Origin of the sequence: Dickeya sp. NCPPB 3274, from assembly GCF_000406205.1 — a bacterium.
Lineage (GTDB): Bacteria > Pseudomonadota > Gammaproteobacteria > Enterobacterales > Enterobacteriaceae > Dickeya > Dickeya fangzhongdai.
On the sequence record NZ_CM001979.1, the window covers coordinates 3,079,912 to 3,105,279 of the forward strand.

19 protein-coding genes, 1 tRNA gene and 1 pseudogene are annotated in these 25,368 nt (G+C 51.7%); 7 read left to right on the forward strand and 14 right to left on the reverse strand.

From position 1 onward, the window contains the following. The first annotated feature begins 3 nt into the window (after positions 1–3). Positions 4–522 carry a bifunctional 3-hydroxydecanoyl-ACP dehydratase/trans-2-decenoyl-ACP isomerase gene (fabA, locus tag DXX3274_RS13730; RefSeq protein WP_033567674.1) on the forward strand — a complete coding sequence of 173 codons (519 nt, stop codon included), beginning with the start codon at positions 4–6 and terminating at the stop codon, positions 520–522. A gap of 172 nt (positions 523–694) precedes the next feature. On the opposite strand, the gene betA is transcribed toward fabA, so the two are convergent. The 3 genes and pseudogenes from betA to betI form a co-directional block, all read right to left on the reverse strand. Then, a complete protein-coding gene (gene betA / locus DXX3274_RS13735; protein WP_042862121.1) occupies positions 695–2,362 on the reverse strand; it encodes a choline dehydrogenase in 1,668 nt (555 codons plus the stop codon). Between the two features lie 17 nt (positions 2,363–2,379). Next, positions 2,380–3,852, reverse strand: a complete 1,473-nt coding sequence (betB, locus tag DXX3274_RS13740) for a betaine-aldehyde dehydrogenase (protein WP_042860243.1) — start codon at positions 3,850–3,852, stop codon at positions 2,380–2,382. 46 nt (positions 3,853–3,898) lie between these two features. Further along, positions 3,899–4,465, reverse strand: a pseudogene (gene betI, locus DXX3274_RS13745) (transcriptional regulator BetI); the annotation flags it as partial. Between the two features lie 283 nt (positions 4,466–4,748). Here betI and DXX3274_RS13750 point away from each other — a divergent pair. The 3 genes from DXX3274_RS13750 to DXX3274_RS13760 all read left to right on the forward strand — a co-directional run bounded on the left by DXX3274_RS13750 (position 4,749) and on the right by DXX3274_RS13760 (position 7,716). Next, positions 4,749–5,387: an RpiB/LacA/LacB family sugar-phosphate isomerase gene (locus tag DXX3274_RS13750; RefSeq protein ID WP_042860244.1), complete on the forward strand. Its 639-nt coding sequence runs from the start codon at positions 4,749–4,751 to the stop codon at positions 5,385–5,387. 183 nt (positions 5,388–5,570) lie between these two features. Continuing rightward, positions 5,571–5,660: transfer RNA gene (locus DXX3274_RS13755), tRNA-Ser, on the forward strand. Positions 5,661–6,111: 451 nt separating this feature from the next. Next, complete coding sequence (locus tag DXX3274_RS13760; RefSeq protein WP_042860245.1) at positions 6,112–7,716, forward strand: methyl-accepting chemotaxis protein; 1,605 nt, start codon at positions 6,112–6,114, stop codon at positions 7,714–7,716. Positions 7,717–7,784: 68 nt separating this feature from the next. Here DXX3274_RS13760 and phoH read toward each other — a convergent pair whose 3' ends face one another. The 10 genes from phoH to DXX3274_RS13810 all read right to left on the reverse strand — a co-directional run bounded on the left by phoH (position 7,785) and on the right by DXX3274_RS13810 (position 21,749). Next, the gene (gene phoH / locus DXX3274_RS13765) at positions 7,785–8,573 is read right to left on the reverse strand and encodes a phosphate starvation-inducible protein PhoH (protein ID WP_042860246.1); all 789 of its coding nucleotides are present in this window, start codon (positions 8,571–8,573) and stop codon (positions 7,785–7,787) included. 532 nt (positions 8,574–9,105) lie between these two features. Then, a complete protein-coding gene (fliZ, locus tag DXX3274_RS13770; RefSeq protein WP_042860247.1) occupies positions 9,106–9,618 on the reverse strand; it encodes a flagella biosynthesis regulatory protein FliZ in 513 nt (170 codons plus the stop codon). Between the two features lie 54 nt (positions 9,619–9,672). Beyond that, on the reverse strand, positions 9,673–10,395 hold the full coding sequence (locus DXX3274_RS13775; RefSeq protein ID WP_042860248.1) for an RNA polymerase sigma factor FliA: 723 nt from the start codon (positions 10,393–10,395) through the stop codon (positions 9,673–9,675). A 379-nt stretch (positions 10,396–10,774) separates the two neighbouring features. Continuing rightward, positions 10,775–12,202, reverse strand: a complete 1,428-nt coding sequence (locus tag DXX3274_RS13780; protein ID WP_042860249.1) for a hypothetical protein — start codon at positions 12,200–12,202, stop codon at positions 10,775–10,777. Positions 12,203–12,305: 103 nt separating this feature from the next. Then, a complete protein-coding gene (locus tag DXX3274_RS13785) occupies positions 12,306–13,391 on the reverse strand; it encodes an FkbM family methyltransferase (protein WP_042860250.1) in 1,086 nt (361 codons plus the stop codon). Between the two features lie 190 nt (positions 13,392–13,581). Further along, positions 13,582–14,715, reverse strand: coding sequence for a Gfo/Idh/MocA family protein (locus DXX3274_RS13790; protein WP_042860251.1), 1,134 nt, complete (start codon positions 14,713–14,715; stop codon positions 13,582–13,584). After that, complete coding sequence (locus DXX3274_RS13795) at positions 14,712–15,893, reverse strand: acetyl-CoA carboxylase biotin carboxylase subunit family protein (protein ID WP_050569881.1); 1,182 nt, start codon at positions 15,891–15,893, stop codon at positions 14,712–14,714. The genes DXX3274_RS13790 and DXX3274_RS13795 overlap by 4 nt, the downstream gene beginning before the upstream one ends. 86 nt (positions 15,894–15,979) lie before the next feature. Continuing rightward, the gene (locus DXX3274_RS13800; RefSeq protein WP_042862123.1) at positions 15,980–17,104 is read right to left on the reverse strand and encodes a DegT/DnrJ/EryC1/StrS aminotransferase family protein; all 1,125 of its coding nucleotides are present in this window, start codon (positions 17,102–17,104) and stop codon (positions 15,980–15,982) included. Positions 17,105–17,232: 128 nt separating this feature from the next. After that, positions 17,233–20,514 (reverse strand): methyltransferase regulatory domain-containing protein, encoded by a 3,282-nt coding sequence (locus DXX3274_RS13805; protein WP_238556043.1) that lies wholly within the window; start codon positions 20,512–20,514, stop codon positions 17,233–17,235. Positions 20,515–20,906: 392 nt separating this feature from the next. Next, positions 20,907–21,749, reverse strand: coding sequence for a flagellin (locus DXX3274_RS13810; protein WP_042860253.1), 843 nt, complete (start codon positions 21,747–21,749; stop codon positions 20,907–20,909). 744 nt (positions 21,750–22,493) lie between these two features. Between DXX3274_RS13810 and fliD the strand changes: the two genes are divergently transcribed. From fliD to fliT, 3 genes are all read left to right on the forward strand, one after another. Further along, on the forward strand, positions 22,494–23,951 hold the full coding sequence (gene fliD, locus DXX3274_RS13815; protein WP_042860254.1) for a flagellar filament capping protein FliD: 1,458 nt from the start codon (positions 22,494–22,496) through the stop codon (positions 23,949–23,951). Between the two features lie 103 nt (positions 23,952–24,054). Continuing rightward, entirely contained in the window at positions 24,055–24,465 is a 411-nt protein-coding gene (gene fliS, locus DXX3274_RS13820) for a flagellar export chaperone FliS (protein ID WP_042860255.1), read from the forward strand. Further along, positions 24,465–24,827, forward strand: coding sequence for a flagellar protein FliT (gene fliT / locus DXX3274_RS13825; RefSeq protein WP_038667946.1), 363 nt, complete (start codon positions 24,465–24,467; stop codon positions 24,825–24,827). The genes fliS and fliT overlap by 1 nt, the downstream gene beginning before the upstream one ends. 193 nt (positions 24,828–25,020) lie before the next feature. On the opposite strand, the gene fliE is transcribed toward fliT, so the two are convergent. Further along, positions 25,021–25,335, reverse strand: coding sequence for a flagellar hook-basal body complex protein FliE (fliE, locus tag DXX3274_RS13830; protein ID WP_042860257.1), 315 nt, complete (start codon positions 25,333–25,335; stop codon positions 25,021–25,023). Between the last annotated feature and the right edge of the window lie 33 nt (positions 25,336–25,368).

Below are 25,368 nucleotides of genomic sequence, written 5' to 3' on the forward strand. Positions count from 1 at the left end.
AACATGGTAGACAAACGCGATTCCTATTCCAAAGAAGACCTTTTCGCCAGCGGACGCGGTGAACTGTTTGGTCCGCAGGGGCCACAACTGCCGGCCGGCAACATGCTGATGATGGATCGTGTCATCTCGATGACCGAAGAAGGCGGTCTGCATGGGAAAGGCTATGTGGAAGCAGAACTGGATATCCGTCCGGATCTGTGGTTCTTCGGTTGCCACTTTATCGGCGATCCGGTGATGCCAGGCTGCCTGGGTCTGGATGCCATGTGGCAGTTGGTGGGCTTCTATCTCGGCTGGTTGGGCGGTGAAGGTAAAGGCCGCGCATTGGGCGTGGGCGAAGTGAAATTCACCGGTCAGGTGCTGCCGGAAGCTAAAAAAGTGACTTATCGCATTCACTTTAAACGCGTTATCAACCGTAAGCTGATCATGGGCATCGCGGATGGCGAAGTTCTGGTGGACGGTCGTCTCATCTACACCGCAACCGACCTGAAAGTCGGTCTGTTCAAAGATACCAGCACCTTCTGATAGCAGATAAAACGCGGCGCTAACGCCGCGTTTTGCTATGAAGGGCAATGCCGACACAGGTTATCCCTTCCCTTCAACACACTCTCTTGCCGTCGCTTTTTATCTGCGATTTTCCTGCACGGCCATTTGCCGTATGACTACGCGCCGCATGGCGGATATTCCTGTTGAGGGTTCATACCTGATGAGCCGGCACGGCGCTCGCGACATAAAAATCCGCTTCGCTGGGTGGTAACGGCGTACGTCCGCGAATGCGATCGGCGATTTTCTCCGCCATCATGATCGTGGTGGCGTTGAGGTTGCCGGTAATAATCTGCGGCATGATCGACGCATCCACCACCCGCAATCCGGAAAGCCCGTGTACCCGCCCCTGACCGTCCACCACCGCCATTGCGTCCTGCCCCATTTTGCAGGAACAGCAAGGATGATAGGCGGTTTCCGCCTGTCGGCGAATAAACGCATCCAGCTCGTTGTCACTCTGCGCCTGCGGCCCCGGACTGATTTCTGCCCCCCGATAACGATCCAACGCCGGCTGCGATATGATTTCCCGGGTAATGCGAATCGCCGCGCGAAATTCCTGCCAGTCCTGTTCGGTTGACATATAGTTGAACAGAATACTCGGGTGCTGACGCGGATCGCCGGATCGCAAATGAATACGGCCGCGACTTGGCGAACGCATCGATCCGACATGCGCCTGAAACCCGTGTTCACGCACGGCCTGAGAGCCGTTGTAATTGATCGCCACCGGTAAGAAGTGGAATTGCAGGTTGGGCCAGTCAACTGTTTCGCTGCTGCGAATAAAACCACCGGCTTCAAACTGATTGCTGGCGCCGATGCCGGTACCGAAAAACAACCATTCGGCGCCAATCTTCGGCTGATTGATCCACTTCAGCACCGGATAAAGCGAAACCGGCTGCTTACAACGGTACTGCAGATACATTTCCAGATGGTCCTGCAGATTCTGCCCTACGCCCGGCAAATGCTGTACCAGCGGAATATCCAGACTGCGCAACAAATCCGCCGGACCGACGCCGGAGCGCTGCAATATCTGCGGCGACGCAATCGCTCCCGCGCACAGCAGGACTTCACGCCGGGCGGAAACCTGCTGCGGCTGATTGCTGTCGCCACGCAGATAACTGACGCCGGTCGCACGCTGGCCGTCGAACCGAAGGCGATCGGTCAGCGCATGGGTCACGATGGTCAGATTCGGGCGATCCCGCGCCATATCCAGATAACCGCGGGCGGTGCTGGCCCGGCGTCCGTCAGGAGTTACCGTGCGATCCATGGGGCCAAACCCTTCCTGCTGATAGCCGTTCAGGTCATCCGTACGCGGATAACCAGCCTGTACGCCTGCGGCGACCATCGCATGAAAAAGCTCGTTGTTTCCCGCTTTGGGTGTCGTCACACACACCGGCCCCCGATCGCCGTGATATGCATCAGCGCCGCTGTCACGCCGTTCCGCCAGGCGAAAATACGGCAGGCAGTTGCGATAACGCCAGTCTGCCAGACCGGGCAAGCTCGCCCAGTGTTCAAAATCCATAGCATTGCCGCGGATGTAGCACATGCCGTTGATCAGCGACGATCCGCCCAATCCTTTACCGCGCCCGCACTCCATACGCCGGTTATCCATATACGACTCAGGATCGGTTTCATACGCCCAGTTGTAGCGCCGCCCCTGTAATGGCCAGGCCAGCGCGGCCGGCATCTGAGTTCGAAAGTCCAGTCGGTAGTCCGGTCCGCCCGCCTCCAGCAGCAGAACGCTGACATCCGGGTCTTCCGTCAGCCGGGCGGCCAGCACGTTGCCGGCAGAGCCGGCGCCAATAATGATGTAGTCATAATCCATGTCATCCTCCGTCAGCATTAAAAAATCGGATTGAAATCTCCCAGTTCGACCTGGATGGATTTGGTTTGGGTGTAGCTTTGCAACGTGACGATGCCGTTTTCACGCCCGATGCCCGAGTGCTTGTAACCGCCGACCGGCATTTGCGCCGGCGATTCGCCCCAGGTGTTGATCCAGCCGATTCCGGCCTGCAACTGATGGATAACCCGATGTGCCCGGCTGATATCCCGCGTCACCACGCCAGCCGCCAACCCATAATCGGTAGCGTTGGCGCGCCGAATCACCTCTTTTTCATCGCCGTATGCGAGGATGCTCATCACCGGCCCGAAAATCTCTTCGCGCACGATGGTCATGTCATCCCGGCAATCGGTGAATACCGTGGGAGCCACCCAGGCGCCGCGAGCGAATGCGTCGCCTTCCGGCGCGCCGCCTCCGGTCAACAATCTGGCGCCTTGTGCTTTGCCGAGTTCGATATAACGCAGCACCGACTCCCGGTGGGCCATGCTTGCCAGTGGACCAAAATTCACCGTTGGGTCGGTCGGGTCGCCCATGCGGATGCGCGCCACGCGCTCAAGAATTTTGTGCTCAAAAGCCAGCTTCAGCGCAGCCGGGATAAATACCCGCGTGCCATTGGTACACACCTGACCGCTACTGAAAAAGTTGGCCGCCATGGCGATATCGGCGGCCCGATCCAGATCGGCGTCATCAAAAATAATCAGCGGTGATTTGCCGCCCAGTTCCATCGTCACCGCTTTAAGGCTGGACTCAGCGGCATTCGCCATCACGGTTTTGCCGCTAGCCACGCCGCCGGTGAAAGACACTTTGGCGATGCCGGGATGACGCGTCAGCGCCTGACCAACGCTCTTGCCGCTGCCGGTCAGCACATTGAATACGCCCGCCGGCAGCCCCGCTTCATGGTAGATCTCCGCCAGTTGCAAGGTTGTCAGCGAGGTCACCTCGCTGGGTTTAAAGATCATGGCGTTGCCCGCCGCCAGCGCAGGGGCGGATTTCCAGAGCGCAATCTGAATCGGGTAATTCCAGGCGCCAATCGCCGCCACCACCCCCAACGGCTCTCGCCGGGTATAGACAAAGGACATCTCGCGCAGCGGAATCTGCTGCCCTTCCAGCGACGGCGCCAGCCCGGCGTAATACTCCAGCACATCAGCCCCGGTGGCGATGTCCACCGTTCGGGTTTCCGTCAACGGTTTGCCGGTATCATGGGTTTCCATCAATGCCAGCTCGTCATTGCGTTCGCGGAGTATCGCCACGGCGCGCTGCAACACCCGCGCTCGCTGTACCGCCGTCATTGCCGCCCATACGCGTTGCCCATGCTGCGCAGACGTGACCGCCCGCTCGATGTCGCCGACCGTGGCTTCCTGTAGCTGGGCGATGACGTCGCCCGTCGCCGGATTAACGGCAGGAAACCTGTCGCTACCGCCGCTGTTGACCCGTTCGCCGTGGATAAACAGCGGCTGTAAACCATAAAGTGACATGATCAGTTCTCCTGTTCAGGTGTGGCGCAGGGCGCGCCAGCAGGCAGTCGATAAAGTGGCAGGCAACCGCCAGAGACGCCTCCCGGCTGCATCCCTTGTCGTTCAGCGCGCTGCGCAACCACAATCCGTCAATCAACCCCGCCAGGCCTCTTGCCGCACGGCGCGCCTCTTCGCGCGGCAAACAGCGACGAAATTCGACGCACAGGTTGGAATAAAGCCTGCGGCTGCTGACGCGCTGCAGCCGATAAAGGTTAGGGGAATGCATGCTGCTGGCCCAAAAGGCCAGCCAGGTTTTCATCGCTGCCGCGCTGGTTTGGCTCGCATCGAAATTACCCGCCACCATCGCCCGTAAACGCAACCCAGGGTCGTCTGACGTCAGCGCGGCCAGACGCGTCCTGACGGCGGTGCCCAGCAGGCGCAACAGGTAGCGCATGGTGGCGTCAAGCAGGCCATTTTTGTCCTGAAAATAGTGGCTGATGATGCCGTTAGAAACGCCCGCTCGTCGGGCAATCTGCGCAATGGACGCCTCATGCAGTCCCACTTCGTCAATCGCCATCAATGTAGCGTCGATCAATTGCTGTCGCCTGATCGGTTGCATCCCGACTTTGGGCATAAACACCTCCTGCGGCGGGCGTATTACGGCTGCGCCAGCCGAATGGTTGTCTGGTTATCAGGGGTCCATTGAAACTTTTTTTAATTGAACGATCAATCAAAAATAAATCCGACCCACAAATCGCAGGAATGACGACAACCGCGAGAGATCGATCAGCTCACGTTTTTGCGATCAATTCCGGTTTCTGGTGGTTTGCGGTTTCTGGCGAGCAAGGTATACTGGGCTATCGAAATGAAATAGTGTTTTAAAAAATGTAGTTGTCCGCACATATAAAGGAACGAACATGAAAATTGCACTGATTAACGAGAACAGCCAGGCCGCAAAGAACGCGATTATCGCCACTGCCCTGTCCAAAGCCGTTGAACCGCAGGGTCACACCGTATACAACTACGGTCAGTATGCTGTTGAAGATGCTGCACAGCTGACCTACATCCAGAACGGTATCCTGGCTGCCATCCTGCTGAACTCCGGTGCCGCTGATTTCGTGGTCACGGGTTGTGGTACCGGTCAGGGCGCCATGCTGGCCTGTAACTCTTTCCCGGGTGTGATCTGTGGTCTGGTTGTTGACCCGTCTGACGCTTACCTGTTCTCCCAGATCAACAACGGTAACGCCGTTTCTCTGCCTTACGCCAAAGGCTTTGGCTGGGGCGCCGAGCTGAACCTGGAAAACCTGTTCACTCAGTTGTTCAAAGAAGAAGGCGGCCGCGGCTACCCGAGCGATCGCGTAGTTCCGCAGCAGCGTAACAAGAAAATCCTGGATGCCGTTAAAGAAGTGACCTACCGGGACCTGATCACCATTCTGAAAGGTCTGGATCAGGATCTGGTCAAAGGCGCTATTGCCGGTCCGAAATTCCAGGAATATTTCTTCGCTAACAGCACCAATGCTGAACTGACCAGCTACATCAAATCCCTGCTGAACTAATTCCGCGGGTATGATTATTCCGACCACCGCCCCGGCGGTGGTCTTTTTTTATCGGTTATTTGGCGTGCTTCTGTTCGGGTCGAACAACAGTTAGCCAGACGTTTCAAAAGCCTGAAATACTGCTTGACCATAACAGGGTGACTCCCTATAGTAGCGCCCCGTTGCCCCTGACGGCGACGATCCGGTGAGGTGTCCGAGTGGCTGAAGGAGCACGCCTGGAAAGTGTGTATACGTGAAAACGTATCGAGGGTTCGAATCCCTCCCTCACCGCCAGAATTAAAAACAAAAACCCCAGACGCAAGTCTGGGGTTTTTGTTTTTAAACCGATGATGGAACGGCGATAAGAATCCGCGACAGCGGTTCGACCAAACAGCGCCTTGCCAGACAACACAGCAACGATAAACCTTCACAGGAAGGAAAAAACACTCCTTAAATACAGGAAATATTAATTATCTTTTATATAATAATCCGTCTCATTTCATCATCTTCAGCACAGCCTTCACAAGTAATGGTCACAATCCCACCAATAAAATCAAGCTATTGATATAAATCAAAAATCAACAAAGCAATATTGATTATCAAGCTTATATTTCCCCAAAAAACTTAAATAAAATCGCTTTTTTATTGCCATTAATGTTCACTTAATCTAAATAAAATAAATTCATCGCGGTAAGATAATTATACTTTTTTATCTCCATCCTCATTTCTGGCGGAGCATTCCAACATGACCATTGTGAAGAAATTAGCTATCGCAATCAGTATTTTTTCCCTGGCGCTGATTAGCGTCGGTGGTTTTGGTCTTCATTCACTTAGCCAGTCAAAAGATCGTCTGGAATATGTGATGACTAACACATTACCCAGCCTTGATAATTTGGTGAAATCGAATAATGCATTAAACGATGCACGTGGCGATCTGGCGCTTATTTTTCTCACCCGGGAAGAGCAACAGCGCAATACCTTAAAACGCGCGCTTGATGACTCGCTGAGCAGCGTTGAAAAACTGAATGCTACATATAAAAAGGATCTGGTCTCTGACAACAAAGATGTGCAGATGGCCAATGATAATCTGCAGTATCTGAGTGACTTCCGCGCCGCCAAAGATAAGCTGTTTCAGCAGTCTCAAACCGATGCTCAGGCCGCAGAGAAAGCCTTTGCCTCTCAGGGCTATGTCACGCTGGCTCAGGAGAAACTAGTAAAAGGTTTCCAGGATCAGTACAACTACAACGTCGGTCTGGCCGGCGGACTGCAGGATCAAAATACCACCAGTTTCAAACAGGCTTTCTTTGGGCTGATCGGGTTGATTGTGATCGCCCTGCTCGCCGCCGGTACCTTGTCCACGGTGATTATCAGCTATGTGCGCGCCAGCCTGAATGCTTTGCGCCAGACGCTGATCACCGTCAGTGAAAATCTGGATTTAACCCTGCAAGCCGACACCAGAAAGAACGATGAAATCGGTCAGACCGCCGGTGCCTTTAACAACCTGATTCAGCGGTTCGCCACCGTTCTGGCTGACGTGCGTTCCGCCAGTGAAAGCGTTTCGACGGCATCCGGTGAAATCGCCGCCGCCAACGAAGACCTCTCCGCCAGAACGGAAGAGCAAGCCTCTTCGCTGGCGCAGACCGCCGCCAGCATGCATGAAATCTCATCCACCATCGAAAGCAATGTCGACAATACCGCACAGGCCAATCGTCTGGGTCAGCAAGCGAGCGTCGCGGTCCAGCATGGCGATGAAGCGGTGCAGCGTATGATGCACGCGATGGAAGAGATCGCTCACGGGTCAGAAAAAGTGGCTGATATCACCAACCTCATTGAGGGCATCGCCTTCCAGACCAATATCCTGGCGCTGAATGCCGCCGTGGAAGCCGCACGGGCAGGTGAACATGGGCGTGGTTTCGCAGTAGTAGCCGGCGAGGTCCGCACGCTGTCCCAGCGTTCCTCATCCGCCGCCAAAGAGATCAAGACGCTGATCGACAGTGCGATTGCCGCCGTACGGCATGGTGCGGTGCAGGCTGACGAAGTCCGTGATTCCATCAATAACGTGAAAGGCGTAATTCAGAACGTGTCGAGCCTGGTCAATGAAGTGTCGCTGGCGTCGGAAGAACAAAGTCGCGGCATATCCCAGATTAACACTGCCATCAACCAGATGGAGGCGGTTACACAGCAGAATGCCGCCATGGTGGAGCAAGCCTCATCCGCAGCGGACTCACTCAACGAGCAGGCAACCAAATTGCGCCAGTCGGTGGAGGCCTTCAAACTGCAGGGGAACGGCCATTTTACCGATTCGTATGCCATGAACGACATACAGCCATTACGCCTCGGCCATCACTGATTGACCTGATGTTTCGGTGAAATAAGGGCTGCTCACGCAGCCCTTTTCGCTTTTACGCCAATCGTGAATCAGGAATACGCCACCAGCGTACGCTGACACAGCTCGGAACGGACGCAGTCCTCTTTGCTAAAGGTGACAATGCCTACCATGTCATCTTCCGTAAATCGCTCCAGCGCGTCGCGCAGGCCCGATTTCACGCCGGCAGGCAAGTCGCACTGCGTAATATCGCCATTGACAATCACCGTGACATTCTCACCCAGACGCGTCAGGAACATCTTCATCTGATTGACGGTAACGTTCTGCGCTTCGTCCAAAATCACCACTGCGTTTTCGAACGTCCGCCCGCGCATATAGGCGAATGGCGAGATCTCCACCTTGGCGATTTCCGGCCGCAAGCAGTATTGCAAGAAGGAAGAGCCGAGCCGACGCTGCAACACGTCATAAACCGGCCGAAAGTAAGGAGCGAATTTCTCCGCGATGTCGCCCGGCAGGAAGCCGAGATCTTCCTCCGCCTGCAATACCGGCCGTGTAACAATAATACGTTCAACCTCTTTATGAAGCAGTGCTTCGGCCGCTTTGGCCGCACTGAGAAACGTTTTGCCACAACCCGCCTCACCGGTGGCAAAGATTAACTGTTTATTTTCTATTGCAGACAAGTAGTGTTCCTGAGCTGGGGTTCGGGCCTCAATCATTGAGGTGTCGCGGCTTTCACGCGCCATACCGATAGCTTCAATGCCGCCCAACTGAACCAGAGAAGTGACCGAATCTTCTTCACGCTGACGATGACTGCGCGATTCGCGTCTGATAACACGTTTGGCTTCACGACGCGCTTTGATCACTGCTTTTTGTCTTCCCATAGTGGCACCTTACAGTTTGTTTCACTGACCGTACGACCCAGGGTCGACGGTGTTTTGTTCACAAATGAGGTTTGGCTTCCTTATTAAGCCGTAACGCAGGTGGAATGAAAAAAGCCGACGCGAAGTTGGCGCAGTCGCCTTTACTGGCATGACGGCGCGTTCGGCATCGGCTTTGAAGAATGGAGCGGGAATCACTCCAGGGACCATATCGCAACAAGCAAGGGACAGTGAGAAAATGAAGCGGGAGGGAGATCCTCCGCATTGCTGAGGCGGTAAATGCGGGCGAATTTGCTGACTATTCCGTCCAGGGAAGGACTCTACCATTCGCGCTCCTCACTGTGACAATAACTATTCGGGTGAATAATGATTGACCGTATCAGGCACCCGACATCTGAGGATGAAATTACCGCCCACAGATGTCATTAAGATGACAGTGCTATATTTTGCCCCGGTATGGCAAGTATTTTCACATCACCATAACATAAAACTATGAGCTGGATTTCCTCCGCCGGTCAGCGGAGGAACGCGAAGGTTAGTAATGCTTCTGCCAGTGCAGATATTGATCGTACTTCCGCAGAGCGCTGCGGTATGTATTCTGCTCGATATCAGGCAAATAATCGCAAACACGCTGCTGAATATTGCCATCCGAGGAGAAGCTCTCCTGCGGGTAATTCTTCGACAGCAGCAATTCATCAAGACGCCGCAAGCGGATGACATATTCCCGCATCGTGCTGTGACGCACCTCAGTCTGTTCGATCAGATACTGCGTAAACGCTTTGATATCGAAATAATTGGCGTGTGTATTGCAGGAAACTTCACTGCAAAAACGACATAAGGGGATGAGTTCTTCCTGCACAGATTCCCAGATAGTGTTGTCAATCAGCCGATCCATCATGGCTATCGACTTTTTATTGATGAGCTGATCGCGAAATACCAGCGAAACACGATCCAGTTCCTTGGCACAATTGGCGCAGTGTGTTTGCCTGTGTTTGAAGTCTTTCAAATAACGGCTCAGAAGCTGCTTCTTCCTGGTTGCTTGAGGCATGAGTCCATTCCTGACAGTAGTGTGGGTACAACTACATATCTGCGCGCTCCAAAATTAAACGTCACTCATTAATTTCGCACGCAGACGCTTTATCGCCTGGCTATGCAACTGACTAACGCGCGACTCTCCGACTTCCAGAACCGCCCCAATCTCCTTTAGGTTCAGTTCTTCCTGATAATAGAGGGTCAACACCATTTTCTCTCGCTCTGGTAGGCTCTCAATCGCGTCCATCACTCGCTGGCGTAAATTCACGTCCATCAGTTGATTTAACGGATTGGCTTCCTCATTGCCTTCCAGTAACGCCTCAGCGCTATCCCCATGCTCTTCCCGCCACTCATCGTAAGAAAACAACTGGCTATTGTTGGTATCCAGAAGAATCTGGCGATACTCCTCCAGCGAGATATTCAGGGTTTGGGCCACTTCCTGTTCGGTTGCAGCCCGGCCGAGTGACTGTTCAGCCTGTTGCATTGCCTGAGCGACTTCCCGGGCGTTACGCCTGACACTGCGCGGCGCCCAGTCCCGGCTGCGCAACTCATCCAGCATCGCGCCACGAATACGTTGCACGGCATAGGTGGTGAATGCCGTGCCCTGCAACGAATCATAACGTTCTACGGCACTGAGCAGCCCAATTCCCCCCGCTTGCAGGAGATCATCGAGCTCGACGCTTGCCGGAAGACGAACCTGTAAGCGTAAGGCTTCATGGCGCACCAGGGGAACATAGCGCTTCCATAATGAATTTTTATCCATTGTGCCTTCAGCGGTATACAGTTCGCTCACAGTGATAAATACCTATAAAATTAAGGTGCTCAGCAACATTATGCGTTTAGCATACTATGGCAATCGGCAGAATAGGTGTAGAAAAAAGGCTTTTTTCAGATATGCAACCGAATCCCCATTTCTGAATATTGTAGCCGCTATAGCGTAAGGTGGGTACCTTCCCCTGGCCGGAGTCGGTCATTTTTGTGATGTACAGTTATTGACTGATAATGCAAGAAACTATTAATACAATAATAGTCATGACGGCAGAAGCGCGATCAGGCTGCTTGCGGATGCATACGGTGATAAACCGTCATTATCGGATAATCAGCATAATAAAATATGACTGAGGAATAAGACACCATCCCACTGGCGCCTTATTCCCGTTGCTCAATAAATGTTAGCCGTTAAGCTTATTGCCATATTTTTCAACAAGATAATCTTTATATTCCGAATAGTGGTTTTGCGCATCCTTGATAGTCGTCACCACCCAGGCGAACGAACTTTCTCTGTGATTGACGTCACAGACAAAAGACGCATCAATCCGCGCAATATGGGTCGATTTCCCCACGCCATCCAGAACGGCAGACAATGCGACCTGATCCAAAAACCAGACAGCATTATTCTTCATCAAATTATTCCATATAAACAAGGCAACTTTTTTGATGAATCGTCTGGATTCCTCACCACCGTTCAGGTAGACAAATCCGGCAATGGCTTTTTCCCAGAACGGCGAACTTTCGCTTTTCGTCAAAGCAATATCCGCTGATGCCACAGTATGCTCGACAAATTGCCAGCCATTCTTCATCAGGCAATCCGCATCGACAATAATCAGCGGCCCCTTGACGATAGGCAACAGATAATTAGCCGCCACAAACCGTCTGCAGGCATAGTGCACATTAATACCGAATACATCAGCAACCGGTTCGGTCGTACAAGAAATATTCAGCTCAGGAAACTGTGCATGTTTCGCTTTGATATCATCAGCCGTCACCTCGTCAATATTATAGACATGAAGGTGTACATTGAATTTTTCACGGTTGGTTTCATAGAGTGAATAAATCAGATGTACGGCATGCTGATGATAATATTTAACATCACACGCGATAAGTATGGTGGGTTTATCATTATCATGATCTCTTTGCTGTAACCATTGATAATGCTCATAATTGATGTTCTCTGTTTTCGATACCAGCGAACTGAAATCAATATATGAGTCAGGACAGCCACCACTTTTGAATATGGTCGAAACGACCATCAGCAACGTTAGCGGGTCTTCGCCAATAAGATAGGAGTTGGCGGTCATTCTCTTGACGAGTAACAACGCATACTCGTAATCGTCCTCCAGAATGCAGGTGAGCAGCAGAATCTTAAAAATAACAGGCACATCCTGCAAAGCGTCCAGATTGTTTTCGATCAGAGAAACGGCATGTTCTATCGCGCCAATCCGGTACAGCAGTTGAATAGAGACGACCAGATATTCAAGATTCGGCGCCAGCTCTAATACGTCGCTAAGATAACGGACAACACTGTCAATATACTCGGCCGGCATATGTACTTGCTGACCACTCCATTTTTCATCCAGCGCCAGATTAGACAAGGCAATCGCATTCAGCAGTAATTTCAGCGCGCGATCCTGAGCTTCTGGCAAATTGCTCTGGCTGGCAACCAGATTTTTGTTCAGGGTATAAACATCACAGCTTCTATTGACAATCACATCAACGATAATCGCTTTCGGCAAGTCGCCAATATCGCCAATCATCAACTCCCGGCTGAACACATCCCGATAATATTGATGCGTCGATTTTACATGCGTGTAATCCGCCATAAACAACCTTCAATTCATTGTATTTACTGTTACGGCAACATGATCAGACATATTACAGAATGCCTTTCCGGATGGTCTGCACAACCACCCGGAAAATAGCTCATCAGTTGGCCGCCGGGATAAAGAACATGATGGTTTCAGCCCATCCTTCGGTATAGTGGCGCAGATAAATGCGATAATCACTCCGCAAGCTCAGGATATATTCGGGAATTTTCCAGAAGTCGCTCGGATAATGATAAACCGCCACTGCCAGCTTCGGGTGATCATCCAGAATATGCTGTTTCATTCCGGTCAGCGCGGCGATTTCCGCTCCCTCCAGATCCAGCTTGATAAAGGTAACGGGCTCATTAACTACGCTATCCAGTGTCGCCACTTCAATTTTTACGTTCCCTTCCTCCGAAATATGACTGGCAGAACCATCGCCCGAGGAAAAGCTCAGCGTCGTATTCCGGTCGAACAGCCCAAGTGGGTGGTAGGTAACGCCATGCAGATGCTGCATATTCTTTTTAGCCAGCACCAGCGTATCGCTGCCCGGTTCGAAGAAATGGATGCCGCCATACCCAGGGCAACGTTTGGCGAACTCCAGGCTGGTAAAACCATCAAACCCGCCGCCATCGACAAAAACTTCGCCATCGGAAAACGCAACGAACGGTTCGAAATACTGTCTGTCGACACAAAAATCGTATTTGTCGATCGCGGCCAGGTTGGCCTCCAGGCGAAAACGTAAAATGTCGTCAAATACCTGGCGGGACTCATCATCAACCAGCAGCCCGCGGATCCACTCGAATTTCGCGGTGTTGGTCGCATACTCTTTACGCATATCGGTAATGCATTCAAGCTGTGGCACTGCGCCGTGGCTCAAATCGGCAAACGCGAAATAGTCCATCACCTCTTTGACGCCTGCTGCCTTCAGTTTTTCCACGCCGGTTCTGGGACGGGAATTGGTCACTGCAGACACCACCATGCTGTCCTTCTCGATTTGATTCAGGCGCAGCACCGGCTTTCCCAGCCATGTCGTCAGGTCGGTGTATTCGTCAATAAAGCCGTCAACCGGCGCGACTCTGGCGACGGCCTCCGCATACTGGTTAACACCCAGTACATAGTGTTTAACACCATCGGCACGGGTAAACCGTTCAAAAAAGTCAGCTGTTGCGCTGTGCGCTGCCGCAGGCTTACTGGCTGTATTCATTCGTCTTCTCTCCAATACCTTCTGATATCGCAATGAGTCATCACCCTCATCATGCACCGCTCCGACATGCTGTTATCAGCAAACGCGGCTTACCAGTAAAAGTTTAGCGACAGTAACACCGGGTGATCTCTAAACCGATACAGTACAAAATCAGCAACACATTGATTTATATATTTATCAAATCGCGGATTTACTCCGTAATTCGAACCTTCTCTCCTTTATGCGCGCTGGCGGCGGCGGCCTGGAGATAACGAATACCGCGCATCGCAACATCGGCGCCAAACACATACTCGCACGCGCCTTCTTTCAGATAAGAAGCGATGTCCTCGTAGTAATTGGCAAACGCTTCAATAAATCCGGCGGGGTGGCCGGCTTTAAACCGGTTGTACCGTGGCTGAGATGCGATCAGGTTATCCGGATGCGTTCTGTCGATCACATAGGAGACGCCGTTGATATTACTGAGTTTCAAATGCTCAGGGTCCATCTGCAGCCATTCAGCCGATCCTTTGCTGCCATAAACCCGGATACGCAGCCCGTTGCGGTAACCCAGCGCCGCTTTGGTATACCAGTAATTGCACACTACCTGATTGGTGTAGCCAGAGATGCAGTGAACCGTATCCACCACGTCCGGGATCTCACCGAACCGATGGTGCACCGCATACACATCCTGCGCCTGCTCGCCGATGATGAAATCCACCATCTGATGGGCATGCACCCCCAAATCCAGCGACACGGTAGGGATCACGCCGTCATGCTGACGCCAGTCCTGCGGGCGCGGCACCGCCCCGTTCTTCACATGACGCAGAAAACCTTCCTGAGGCATTTCAACCATAACCTGCCTGATCTGGCCCAGCTCGCCGCCGGCGATCCGCTGTTTCAGCTCCCTGACCATCGGGTAGCCGGAATAATTGAAAGTGACCAGCAGAGTCCCGTTCATTTGTTCCAGCGCCTGCTGGATCTCGGCCACTTCCGCTACGCTGGTTGCCAGCGACTTCTCACAGATAACCGGCAGTTGATGCTCAATACAGGCAATCACAATATCTTTGTGCGTCGGCGTCGGCGTCAGAATGATGACCGCATCCAGTTTACTGGCTTCCGCCTGCAAAAAGCCGCTCAGATCGCGGTACACGCGGTCTTCATGAATTCCCCAACTGGCGGCGGTTTGCTGATTGATGTCATCATGGCGACTGAAAAAACCTGATACCAATTCGAAGTGGCCATCCATCTGCGAAGCAATCTTGTGCGTTTCACCGATTGCCGAATTAATGCCTCCGCCGATGAACCCGACTTTTAATGCCTCACCGTTGTTTGTCATGCTTTTCATTGATCTTTCCCCAGAAAAGAGTGGCTCACCACCAGGTGATTTTTCAGGTTCACGGTACTTTTCAGCAACGCGGCTTCTTCATCGAAGGTCATAAACACAACGGCAGCCCGATCGCCTGGCGCCGGGTTCAATACTTCGCCGCTTTTTTTCAGCACGACACTCTCTAGTAATTCACCGGGCAACTGGTGATAACGCAGCGCGTTGAAGATCGTTTTTTCAGACACCGATACGGTATGTCTGGCGACATAATGGCGGGCCGTCGGCCGCTTATTGGCAAATGCCGACGGCAGCGACAAAAAAGGCGCCACAAAATATTCCGCATAGGGGATATCGGTGGAATAACGAATCAGCTGGCAATATAAATCGCCCGGGCAGCGCCGGGTCAGTTCGATCAACCAAAAATCGTCGCCCCTGGAGATAAATTGCGTATGCAGCAAGCCATCGCATAACTTCAGGTCGGCGACAATGCTGTTGATACAGTCACTGACGGCATTTTTCAGCGTTTCACTCATTTGATGAGCAACACAACTGCTGTTCACCTGATAAGGGTAGACCGTGCAATATTCATCAACAAAGAACTCACAGACAATCTCGCCGTTACGAATAAACGCCGAATGGCTGTGCAACGAGCCCTGCCTGAACTCTTCTATCACCACCTGACCGCTTACCGATGCCGACGCGGCCGACTGGTAAGCCGGCAGAATATCCTGCTCACGCTGAACCTGAGTAATGCCGCGGCCACTGTAAGCATCGACTGGCTTGACCAGAATCGGGTACGACAGTTGCCCCACCGACTCAATGTCACGCACCGCTTTGGGAATCGGCAGTCCTTTACGCTGCGCATAAGCACGAAACGCATCCTTTTTCAGCAGAATCGCCGTTGTCTCAACCGAATCAAAACCTGGCATGCCCAGCGATTCCGCAACCCAGGCGCCGGTTTCGTAAGAAACATCCGTCACGCCGGGCAAAATAGCCTTAATATTTTCTTTTCTGACAATGCCGAGAATGGCCTCTTTGTCCGAATAATCTTCGACAATCGACCGGGTTGCCCGGATATGACCAGGATCGCCGGGTTTACCGCTGCACACACCAATCGCAACGCCCTGTTCCAGGCACGCTTCCAGCAGAGGCAACGCAGAAAAACCCGCATCAAGCATTAAGGCATCTATAGTCGACATATCCATTCTCTGTTACCAATATTTTCTCAGGCTTCCCGCTGCGACAGGGAACGCACACGCCCCCAGTGCGAGATCAAGCCTGTCACTTAACGCACGTTTTCACTCAACGTGCGCCCAATAATCTCAATGATACGGTCCTGATCGCCGGTTTCCAGGCCTGGATAAATGGGCAGACACAGCACAGCGTTGGCGATGTCGGCCGCCACCGGCAAGTTCTCGGCGCTCGCGCTGCCGAGACCGCGGTACATCGGGAAGCTGCTGATCAACGGGTAGAAATACCGGCGTGACATGATGCCGTGCTCTTTCAGAGCGTCATACAGTTTCTCGCGCACATCGAACGAGTAATCATTAACAAAAAGCGGGAAATAGGCATAATTCCAGTCAATTGAATCCGGCACGCTCAACGTCCTGATGCTATTAATCTGCGCCAGTCCATCGCGGTAATAGCGATAAATGCGTTTTCTGTCTTCCAGCGCCTGATCGATATAATTCAGTTGCAACAAACCAAATGCCGCCTGCACTTCGTTCATTTTGCCGTTAATACCGGGGGCGACCACGGTGGTTTCATCCGCAAAACCGAAGTTTTTCAGATAATCGATCCGTTTCTTCATTTTTGCGTCGGGACAAATAATGGCGCCGCCTTCAATGGTGTTAAACACCTTGGTCGCGTGGAAACTTAGAATCGAGAGATCGCCATAATTCAGAATGCTGTCGCCATCTTTTTTCACGCCGAAAGAGTGTGCGGCGTCATAAATCACCTTCAGGCCGTAAACATCCGCAATGTTCTGGATTCGATCAACATCGCAGGGAATACCATAGCAGTGGACAGGCAGAATGGCGGACGTGAGCGGCGTAATCGCTTCTTCAATCTTTTTGGGATCAAGGTTGCAGGTAACCGGATCGATATCGACAAAGACAGGTTTGAGGTTATTCCACAATAGCGAGTGAGAGGTTGCTACAAACGAATAAGGCGTGGTGATGACTTCGCCGGTGATGCGCAGCGCCTGCAGCGCCGTCAACAGCGCCAGAGTGCCGTTGGTGAATAAACACAAATGCTTGACGCCCAGATACTCGGCCAGAGCTTGTTCAAGCTGCTGGTGAAAAGGCCCGCCGTTCGTCAGATATTTGTTATCCCATATCTTTTCCAGATAGGGCGTAAATTCATCAAGCGGAGGCAGTAAAGGGCTCGTTACGTAGATGTTCTTGCTCATCATTCACCTGTCCTTGCGCTTATGTCGCCATGCATAAAGCAGCATTGTCTGTTTATTATCGCTATTACCGCTGCCTCCACCGCTTTATCATCGAGGTGGAAAGCAGCCCCTTCGGGTTTTACGTAAGCTTATGATTCGTTTTCCCAGTCAATGCTGAATGTTCTGGGCTCATTGCCGTCGCAATAAATCTGCCACGCATTGCGTATTGCGCGTTCGAAATAGACGGACGGCGACAGGACGGAATTCATTCTGGCGGCGATGCGCCCCCGGATTCCGGCACGCACGTCACTGAGTTTTTCCAGTGATTGACGCCAGTACAGCGCCTTTTGTACAAACTCGTCTTCTTCCGTCGAGATAAAGTCATCCAGCCCCAGGATACGCATGGTGACGCTACCCTGACGTGAGGCGATGGACTCGCCTTCACGGGTCAGCACCGGTACGCCCATCCAGGCGGCGTGACTCACCGTGGTCCCGCCGGTATAGGGATAGGTATCCAGCAGCAGATCCACTTCGCGGTGCATTCCCAGATACTCTTTCAGCCCGGTCCGCATGCGGAAAGACAGTTGTTCTTCTTTCACCCCAAACTCAACCAACCGGTCACGGAAATAGTCGATGGTTTCCTGCCCCGTCATGTACCCCATGATCAACCGGGAATCCGGCATCGCCGTCAGAACCTTGGCCCACAGGGCTAACGTTTCATCAGTGATTTTCTGCGGACGGTTGAAACTGGCAAACGTCAGATAACCGTTTTTCAATGCCGGCAGTTCATTCACCTCCGGGCTGTCTTTGACCGGCTCAAAATATTTCACTGAAGGCAGATAAATGATTTTTTCCGTCAGGTATGGATCGAGCGCGCCCCCCTGGAGGTAATGCAAATCAAGCAGGATATAGTCAACGCTCTTCATGCCCGTAGTGCCGGGATAACCAATCCAGGTCATCTGAATCGGCGCGGGTTTCAGCGCCAGCACCGGCAACCGGTTGTAAGCCGTATGCCCGGACAGATCGATCAGGATGTCGATTTCATCTTTATTAATGAGCGTCGCCAGTTCCAGATCGCCCATCTTGTCGACATCATGCCAGCCGGCCGCGGTCTGTTTTAGGCTCTCAGCCTTTTCATCGTGACGCTGAAAACTTGAGTAGGCGTAAAGCGAGAACGTGTTTCGATCAAGCGAATTCCAGACAGGCTCCAGGAAATTCGTCACCGGATGGTTGCCAAAGTCGCCGGAAATAAAACCAATGCGCAGTGGGCGCTGGGCTGCTTTATCGAGGGAGTAGGCAAAATGGCAATGATAGCGTTCAGCCGCTTCTTCCACGCGCTTACCGAATGCCAGGTGCTCCTGGAATAGCGCCAGCGGCGTCACGTTGACATCGTGGGACAACCCTAACAGCAGGTTGCTGTACAGATGAAACGCATGGGGCATCAACTCAATGGTTTTACGGTGGTACTGAATGGCGTCCTTCCGCCCCAGATTATGACAAACCATCCCCATATGACTGATAAAGTTGGGGTTTTCTGGTTCAATCTGCAGCGCTTTCTCCATACATTTAAATGCTGAATCCAGGCTATGGGTGATATTCAACAAGACGGCCAGCGTATCCCACGCCAACCCTTTTTGCTTATCACAACGCAGTACTTTTCTGGTCAGCGCCATGCCTTGGTGCAGTTCGTTCTTTTTCCAGAAACACACCGCCAGATCAACATAAAAATCCCAGTTGAAAGGCATCAGGGCGATTGCTCGGGTAATGATGCTCAGCGCACCATCAAAATCGCCGGTGCGGACATAGGTATTCACGAAGGGATACCAGACCCACAGGTTGTCGGGATAGGTACTGATAATCTCTTCCGCTTTGGTTCTGACCTCGGCAAACTGCCCCAGAGCGGTTAGTCGATTAATCTCTTCGTACACTTTCCGGTTGAGCGGGTTTCTATCCTGCGGCTTATTCTTTTTATGCGCCGATGATTTTTCCGGTTCAACAAAGCCGCCGGCATTGGTTTCACTGGTGTACATCACCAGCGACTGAATATAAACAGCAACCTGTCCGGCATCCGCCGTCACGATCGCTTCCTGCAAATAGTCTCGCCACGCGCGTGGCGTTCCCCATATCACGCCTTTATTACGCAGCGCCCAGAGCTGGCTGTAAAACGCCTTATCCTTATTCAGGGTCGATGATGACAGCTGTTGCAGGAACTGCCGTTCGTTACTATCAAGCGACACCGGCTCATGCCAGAAATTGAATGCCAGATCGGTCGTGGCAATACCGGGCAACCCGGTCAGCGTCTTATGCCTACTGTTCCGGTAAGAACAATTTCCCATCCGCGTGTAGATGCCGCCGATCCCTTTCACAAAAAGATTCTTTAGCGCGTCCAGTACATCCTGCCGATGATTCTCCGCTTCTTTTTCCGGCAACTGAGTATTAAAGACCAATTGATCCAACGTCAAACTGGCTGGCCAGGCTTCCCCCAACGTATCCAGAATACTTAATACCACCGGGTTTTCCGTGCTGATGGTTTCGCCGATACCGGACGTGTGGGCATTCAACGTCCTATCGTCGTCCGCTCTGACACGCTGAAAATTTCCGGCCCAATTGAAGTCCGTTAGTTTTGCAAGATCAGGTTCAGGCAGAATCGCCCCGGACCTTTCCTGCGGGACCAATATGCTGAATCGCTGAGAACGGTTAACAGCAAAATCCAGATATTGCTGGCGCAGATAGGTAGTATTTTCAGGGCAAATCGTCTCGTGCAAGCGCGAAACCTGATCGCCGTAGTGCCCCGCCAGTTCCGTGTAGGCGCGAACATCGCCGACATAGGCAAAGCCGGTTTGGGTAATCTGTGAATAGAAATCAACGAAGTAGCAAGGCTGGTTCAGCCCCTGCAGATAATGCAACGCAAAATCCACATCGGACTGTTTTTCAGCTTGTTCAATAAAGGTTTTCAGCGCTGCATTCTGGGGGTTATCCGGAGACGTTCCCAAAGACAGGTAGGTCAGCATCGCGCGGGCGCTGGCTTGTGCCATCTTTTCATCATTGGCGAGACTGCTGTGAAGCTGAATGGCGTCCCGCAGAATTTCGCCGGTCTTCCATCCCGGATAAGTGTTGTAGCAATAACAGACGATGCCTTCTGCGGTCAGGTGCTCGCTACAGAATCGCAGCAACGCTTCCCGCGTTTCACCGCCAATCAGACTGAACAGACCGTGGATAATGATGTAATCGAATTTCCCAGGATCGCAAGCCAGCAGAGATTCGAGGTCCATGGCAAATAACGCAATATTGTCCAGTTCCAGCTGTTTTACCAGCGCACTGCCTTTTTCAATTTGCTCCGCATCAAGATCGACCCCGACAGACTGCGAATGGGGGTTTGCCAGCGCAAAAGGCAGCAAATTGCCGCCATCCTTGCACCCGATCTCAAGCACGCGCGCATTTTCCGGCGCAGCCGATGTGATGCCGTAAAGATGTGCAGTGGCTTGCAGATGGAAAGGTGCAGTGTAAGGAACGGGAGGGGCCATCGAACTCAATGGAGTTTTACCAGTATCTTCACCCAGGTCGTCATTATTCGCTAAAGGTTGTGTATCTGGCATGGTCACAAGGAATTTCCTTCAATACTTTATGCGGAGATAAAATTGCCTGTAGTATATAAGAAAACCCTTTTCACCAATCCTCTGAGCATCAAATTATAACTTCCCTATTTCGTCGCTTAAGAAGCCGATTTTTATTCTGATTAATTTATTTATCCCGGCTGTGTCACAAAATAAAAAAACCAACCCCGAAGGGTTGGTTTCTGAATTCATCACTGCGTGAACAGAGATTACTGCAACAGTTTCAGAACAGTCTGCGGTACCTGGTTAGCCTGAGCCAGTACAGAAGTACCAGCCTGCTGCAGAATCTGAGCCTTACTCATGTTGGATACTTCAGTCGCGTAGTCAGCATCCTGAATACGGCTACGTGCGCTGCTCAGGTTGTTGATGGTGTTGCTCAGGTTATCGATAGTGGACTGGAAGCGGTTCAGAGTCGCACCGATGTTCGCCTTAGCGGTGTTGATGGACTGCAGAGCAGTATCCATCGCAGCAACCAGCGCCGTAGCGCCTGCAGCAGTAGATACGTCGGTATTGGTAGCTGTGATACCCAGACCACCAGTGGTGGCGTTGATCAGTGCCGCGCTGCCCACAGTGATAGCATCGTTAGCAGTGGTGCCGGCGCCAACCTGGATGTTGAAACCAGTAGCAGTAACAGTGCCGTCCAGCAGCGCTTTGCCGTTGAAGTTTGCGCTGGCAGCAACACGGTTGATTTCGTCAACACGACGGTTGATTTCAGTCTGGACAGCAGTACGGTCGTTAGTACCGTTGGTGTCGTTCGCTGCCTGTAAGGCCAGCTCACGGATACGCTGCAGGTTGTCGTTGATGGTGTTCAGGTTACCTTCAGCGGTCTGTACCAGAGACACACCGTCGTTGGCGTTTTTGGAAGCCTGGGTCAGACCACGAATCTGAGCGGTCATGCCGTTAACGATACCAGAACCTGCGGCGTTGTCTTTGGCGCTGTTGATAGCCAGGCCAGAGGACAGACGTTCGATAGCAGTCTGCAGGGAAGATTGTGATTTGTTCAGGTTGGACTGGGCCAACAGCGACATACTGTTAGTATTAATGACTGCCATAATTATATTCCTTTCATCTCTATTAATGGGGATGGGCTGTTGCCCCCGGTGTCATCACCGTCACTAACTGTATCGGCCGGGGTAAAACAACCTTTAGTTTTTTTTTGAAATTTTCGTATCCCCCGAAAAAAACCAGTCAGGCCGACACTTACGGCAAGGATAATAAAGAAAAGGCGGCAACTTGCAGGGAATGTGATAATCGGTCATTCCATATTCAGCGGCCTGCTATAAAATGTAATGAGGCCGTAAGGGCGGCGTTCGTCACCGCGCTTATCAAACGTCATACGTCGACATAGGCAGCGCGGTGACGAATGAAAAGCGCCCGCTTCATTCTCTCTCTATACTTTATAAAGGTATCTGGCGCATCGACCCAGGTTTACTGACAAGACGCGATGTAAGGTTTCATCGCATGCGAGCCAACATACTCGGTCGATAACACAGTCATGTGGTCAGGTCATGGGCATCCAACGAGTGGATACGCTGTCATAAGCTTCTGAATAGACAACTAACCAAATGGATACTGGCGACACACTCAATGCCTTCGGCAAGCCGAAAACGCCAGATTACAGCTGTTGCTCCCGGCATTATACGCATCGTGACGGGATAAAATCCCGCAGACGGCTCAGGCGCGATGGAAATCAGGGAGGATAACGATTACGCTGAAATTTACATTACGTCTGTAAACTTTTCGTATACAGTGCCGATAAGACTGTCAGTTCACAATTTAAACGGAAGGGTATCTCTATGGCTACGACAGTTAGCAGTAATGCAAGCATTATCTCATCAATAGGCATGAACCTGGGTACGTCAGTCAGTGGTCAGTCGCTTGACTTGAGTTCGCTGCTCACCAAGTTGGAAACTGTCGAAGACCAGAGATTGACACCTTATACCAACAAGCAAACCAGTCTGAGTAAACAAGCGACAGCCTACAGCGCGGTTGAAGCGGCGATGAAGAGCCTGCAGAGCGCCACAACGACGCTGCAGAACATGAAGACGATCACCTCAACTGCGGTGACCAGCACCAATACCTCATTCAGCGCAAGTACCGACAGCACGGCGGTTGCCGGAGCCTACAGCATTTCCGTCAGCCAGCTTGCTCAGGCACAGTCACAAATTTCCGGTAGTTTCAGCAGTGCATCGACCGCTCTGGTATCAGGGGGAACCTCCAGCACCAGCAGCACGATCACGATTGCTCAGTCCAGTCAGTCTACGCCGCTGAAAATTACGCTGACCGATGACAAAACATCATTAAATGATATCCGTGATGCTATCAACAATGCCGGCGGCAGCGTCAGTGCCAGTATCATTAATAACGGTACCAGTAATTATTTGATGCTGACGGCAAAAGATACCGGCACGCAATCCGCTATGACCATTTCAGTCAGCGGATCGCTTTCCAGCTCGTTGGGCAGCTTTACTGAGCAGGTCGCGGCTAAAGATGCGACGTTTACGCTGAATGGCATGTCCGTCACCAGCCAGAGCAATACCGTGAGTAGCGCTATCAGCGGCGTAACGTTGAATCTTAAATCAACATCCTCCAGCGCTACAGCGGAAACACTGACCGTATCATCGGATATCACCAACACTGAGAAAGCGGTTCAGACGTGGGTCAGCGCTTATAATAACGTGCTGGATGTCATTAAAGCGCAGACCAACTACACCGCGCCAAGCTCGACCGAAAAGGCCAATGGTAGCCAATCGTCAAGCAATGGCGCGCTGGTTGGTGATGGAACTATCCGCACCGTCCAGCGGCAGTTGCAGGGTTTGCTGAGTAACTTCCAAAGCAGTAGCGGTTCTCTGCACATTATGGCTGATTTGGGGATTACTCAAGATCCCACAAATAGCGGTAAACTAACCGTCGATACCACCAAGCTGGAAAGTACGCTGAAAACCAGCGCCAACAGCGTGACACAGTTCTTTGTCGGCAACGGCACCACTACCGGATTTGCCACTCAGGCTGGAAATTACCTTAGCAAGACTGTGGACTCGTCAGATGGCCTGATTAAGTCGGCCAAGAACAGCATTACCACCAGCCAGGCAGCTTTGACCAAGCAGATCCAAAGTATTCAGAATAACATTGACTCAACAATGGCGCGTTACAAGACCCAGTTTACTCAGCTTAATACTCTGCTGGCCAAACTGTCGTCAACCAGTACCTACCTGACGCAGCAGTTTAACAAAACCAATAGTAGTTCGAGCTAACTAAGCCAGGAATGTATGACGTGCGGGGATTTATCGCACGTCATACACTTACGAATGTTATTACCTTTTTATTTATTGTTAATCGGTTATCCAACGCATGGTCATGTATAGAAAGAATGTCAGTCAGGCGTATGCTCAGGTGGGAGTGGAAAGCGCAGTAATGAGCGCCAGTCCGCATCAACTGATTGTTATGTTGTTTGACGGTACCAAGAGCGCGCTTGTCCGGGCAAGAATTCTTCTTGAACAGAATGACATCGTCGGAAAAGGGAATGCCCTTTCCAAAGCCATCGATATTATCAGTAATGGGTTGAAACTCGGACTGGATATGGAAAAAGGTGGCGAGCTGGCAGAAAACCTGTCCGATCTTTACGATTACATGGTGCGTCGGTTATTGCATGCCAATATCAATAACGATTTGCAGGCAATCATAGAAGTAGAGGCCCTCCTCAGTAATATTGCGGATGCCTGGAAACAAATTGGACCTGGTTATCAACCAACGACGGAAACGCGCTAATGGAAAACCTCTCTCCATTACTAATTGAGTATCAGGGGTTACTCAAACTCATCCGAAATATCAAGGCAATGGCGCTTAATGGATTATGGGATGATGTTGTTGAACAGGAAATAGTTTATATCCAGTCAATAGAGAGAATCAGCCAGATTACCGTTCCTGCCAATATTCCCAGCACGGTGCAATTACAGTTCCGGCAGCTTCTTCAGGACATACTGGATACGGAATCACAGGTGAAAGAACTGCTGCAGAACAGAATGCAGGAGCTGGCGGTGCTCATCCAGCAGTCGCAGAATCAAAAATCGATTAACAACACTTATGCCGAGTTTTCCAACGATATACTACCGGGAAAACCACAGCCCTGATTAACATCGTTCCTGTATACAAGCCCTGACTTCCCAGAACGGGCTCTTTTTACTTCAAAAAATCAGGCAAAAATCAGGGTGAATAACCATTGGTCATTCACCCTTTTCTCGGGGTGTTTGCCGAATGCAACAATCAACCGAATATAACAATCAATAAAAAGTAGATATAACCGGGCAGTGTTTTGCTTGCCGATTATATCGTCATGTTCATGACTTCCTGGTAAGCCGAGACCAGTTTATTGCGCACCTGAACCCCCATTTGCAAAGCAATAGAGGCCTTCTGGTTGTCAACCATGACGTCATTCAGAGCGACCCCCGGCTTGCCCAACGTAAATGCTTCAGCTTGCGCCTGCGCCTGCGTCCGCGTTTCGTTGATTTTTTCGAGCGCAGCTTTCAGCTCGCCGGCAAAACCAGACTGGGACGCCACGTTGGAATCCGATCCACCGGCCGCTTTGGTTGCGGTAATCTGCATCTGCTGCAATACCGCGTCGATACCCTGAATAGACATGCCTGTTTCCTCAACTAAAGATTGAGAATGATA